General features: G+C 68.4%; 3 protein-coding genes. 1 reads left to right on the forward strand and 2 read right to left on the reverse strand.

Annotated features, from left to right (window positions below):
• Nucleotides 1-738 (forward strand): NAD(P)(+) transhydrogenase (Re/Si-specific) subunit beta (locus U9980_RS27030; RefSeq protein ID WP_322770511.1); only part of this gene is annotated, 738 nt, incomplete at its 5' end.
• 96 nt (nucleotides 739-834) lie between these two features.
• Here the strand turns inward: U9980_RS27030 and U9980_RS27035 are convergent.
• Entirely contained in the window at nucleotides 835-2490 is a 1656-nt protein-coding gene (locus U9980_RS27035) for a GAF domain-containing sensor histidine kinase (protein WP_322770512.1), read from the reverse strand.
• 7 nt (nucleotides 2491-2497) lie between these two features.
• Nucleotides 2498-2907: AAA family ATPase (locus U9980_RS27040; protein ID WP_322770513.1), on the reverse strand; the 410-nt coding region annotated here is incomplete at its 5' end.

The following is a 2907-nucleotide window of genomic DNA, read 5'->3' on the forward strand; positions in this document are numbered from 1 at the left end:
GCCGTAGCCATTGCCGGCTTCGTACTCGACACCCATGTCCTCGTCATCGCCGGTGCGCTCGTAGGCGCCTCCGGTACCATCCTCACCGTGCTCATGGCCGAGGCCATGAACCGCTCGATCACAGGCATCATGCTGGGCGGCTTCGGCACCGGTGAGTCCACCGGCGATCCCAGCGGTGCGGCCACCGCGACGGGCACCACCGCGCCACTACACCAGGTCTCCGCGGATGACGCCGCGATCCAGCTGGCCTATGCATCCAAAGTCATCATCGTGCCGGGCTACGGCCTTGCCGCCGCTCGGGCGCAGTACGAGGTGGTCGAACTCGCGACACTGCTGGAGCAGCACGGTATCGATGTCTGCTACGCGATCCACCCGGTTGCCGGCCGGATGCCCGGTCATATGAACGTGCTCCTGGCCGAGGCACATGTGCCGTACCCGCGGATGAAGGAGCTCGCCGAGGTCAACCCGGAGTTCACCCAGACCGACGTCGCGCTCGTCATCGGCGCGAACGACGTCACCAACCCCGCCGCCCGGCGGCCGGGCAACCCCCTGTCCGGCATGCCGATCCTGGACGTCGACCAGGCAAGGAGCGTGATCGTGATCAAGAGGTCGATGGGCCACGGATATGCCGGGGTTGACAACGAGCTGTACACAGACCCGAAGACCGGCATGCTGTTCAACGACGCGAAGGCGGGCCTCGCCGCGCTCACCGCGGCGGTGGGAACGTTGGTTCGCTGAACGAATACCACTTCTTCACCCGCCGGCGGCCAAGATACGGCCGCCGGCGGGTTCTGCGCGGCGGGTTCTGCGTGGCGGGTTCTGCGTGGAGCCTGGTTACGGCCGGAGCGTCGCGGTCCAGCGCAGCGGTGTCCCGCCGTCGTCGACGATGTCGAGGGTGACGGTCTCAGCCACGATGCGTACGGTGATGTCGATGCTGGTGGGAAGCGCGTGGCGGGCCGCGTCCGACAGCCCCTCCCGCACGGCGGCGAGCAGGTTCTCGGCGACGGCTCCGTCAATCAGGGTGTCGACCGGGCCTTCGGTGTGGACCCGAGGTCTGAAACCGAAGACGGGATGGAACTCCTTGACCACTTCGACCAGCCGCGCCCGCACACGGGTATCGGGCGTTCTGGTGTGTCGCAGCTCGAAGATGGTGGCCCGGATCTCCTTGATGGTCGCGTCCAGGTCGTTGATATAGCCGGCCAGCCGGTCCGCGTCCGCGGACTCTTCGTACTCGGCCATGTCCTGCATGCCGAGCGCGACCGCGAACAACCGCTGAATGACGTGGTCGTGCAGGTCGCGGGCAATGCGGTCCCGGTCCTTCAGGACACCGAGCTGGTCGCGTTCGGCCCGGGCCCGGGCGAGCTCAATGGCTATCGCGACATGGCCGGCGAAGCCCGTCGCCATGTCGAGTTCGCTTTCTGTGAAAGCATGTCCGCCGGTTGACCTGCCGATCAGCAGCGCACCATGACTGCTGGCGGCGGCCAGCGGCACCGCCATGAGCGGTCCCAGCCGCGGTATTTCCAGCCCGACGAGCGTGTCGGCGGTGGCGTCGTCGACACGCAGGGGACGTCGCTCCCGCAGGGCCCGTCCGACGATCGACCGGTCGAGTGCGATGTCCGTCCCGACGAGGCCCTCGGAGTGCGGCCCCAGCGCCACGTCAACCTTCAGATGGTCGGCGGTGTCGCCTTCCAGCAGGACGGCGGTGAAGTCCGCTTCGGCGACCGCCTGTACCTTGCTGCCGATCATTTTCAGGGGGTCGTCTCCGTCGGCCAGCAGATGGCGGGTCAGCTCGGCCGATGCGGTGAGCCAGTGCTGGCGTTGCTGGGACTCGGCGAACAGCCGGGCGTTCTCGATGGCGATGCCTGCGGTCGCCGCGAGGGCCAGCGCGAGCTCTTCGTCCTCGGCGGTGAACTGCCGGCCGTCCCGTTTCCCGGCCACGTAGAGATTCCCGAAAATCTCCGAACGAATCCGGATCGGTACCCCGACAAAGGTCTTCATCGGGGGATGTCCGGGCGGAAAACCATGTGCCTGTGGATGCTTGGAGATGTCATCGAGCCGTTGCGGGCGTGGTTCCCTGACGAGCAGGCCGAGGACTCCTTTGCCGGTGGGCAGGTGGCCTATGTGGTCGGCATCCTCGGCCGTCATGCCGACGTGTATGAACTGCTCCAGCCGCAGGTCGGGAGCAACCACCCCGAGCGCGGCGTACTCCGCGTCGAGGAGCGCCCGGGCGGCCTCGACGATCCGGCGGAGCAGGTCCGGAAGGTGGATGTCAGCGGCGATGACGCGACTGGCCCGCAACAGCCCGCGCAGCCGGTCCTGGGTGCCCATGACGTCCTGAGCGCGCTCGATGAGCTGGGAGAGCAGTTCGTCGAGATCGAGGCGGGCGACGGTCGGGAACATCAGTTCGTCCCCGCCGCCGGTCGGATCGGTTGCCACGGGGTTACCCGCGGTCGAGCCGGGCTCGTCGAGCCCCCCGGCTTCGGCATCCACGTCGACATCATCGCAGCACGGCGCGACGCGCGGCCCGCAGTGACTCCGTCAGCGGCACCGCGGTGTGGACCACGGTTGCGCTCGGCCAGGGGTCGGCGCCGGAGGTCATCGCTGCCAGCACATCCGCTGTCGCGTCGGATGCGTCTCCTCCGGCGCACCTGCGGCGGGCGATCCGCGTGGTCGCCACCTCGGCTGAGACCTCACATCGCAGTTCGACGAGGTCGGCTGATGTCTCCTGCGCGAGACGGGCGGCCCGCGCCCGGTCGGCGGTGCTGGACCACGACGCATCGAGAACGACTGTCTCGCCGAGCTCGAGCGCAGAGCGGGCGCGCGCGAGCAGGACGTCGTACGCCGCTTCGGTGTGGGCACGCGTGTAAATTCCCGCCCCGACGGGCGCAGTGGCGGACTGATCGGCAG

The organism is Protofrankia sp. Cr1 (genome assembly GCF_963555865.1).
Lineage (GTDB): Bacteria > Actinomycetota > Actinomycetes > Frankiales > Frankiaceae > Protofrankia.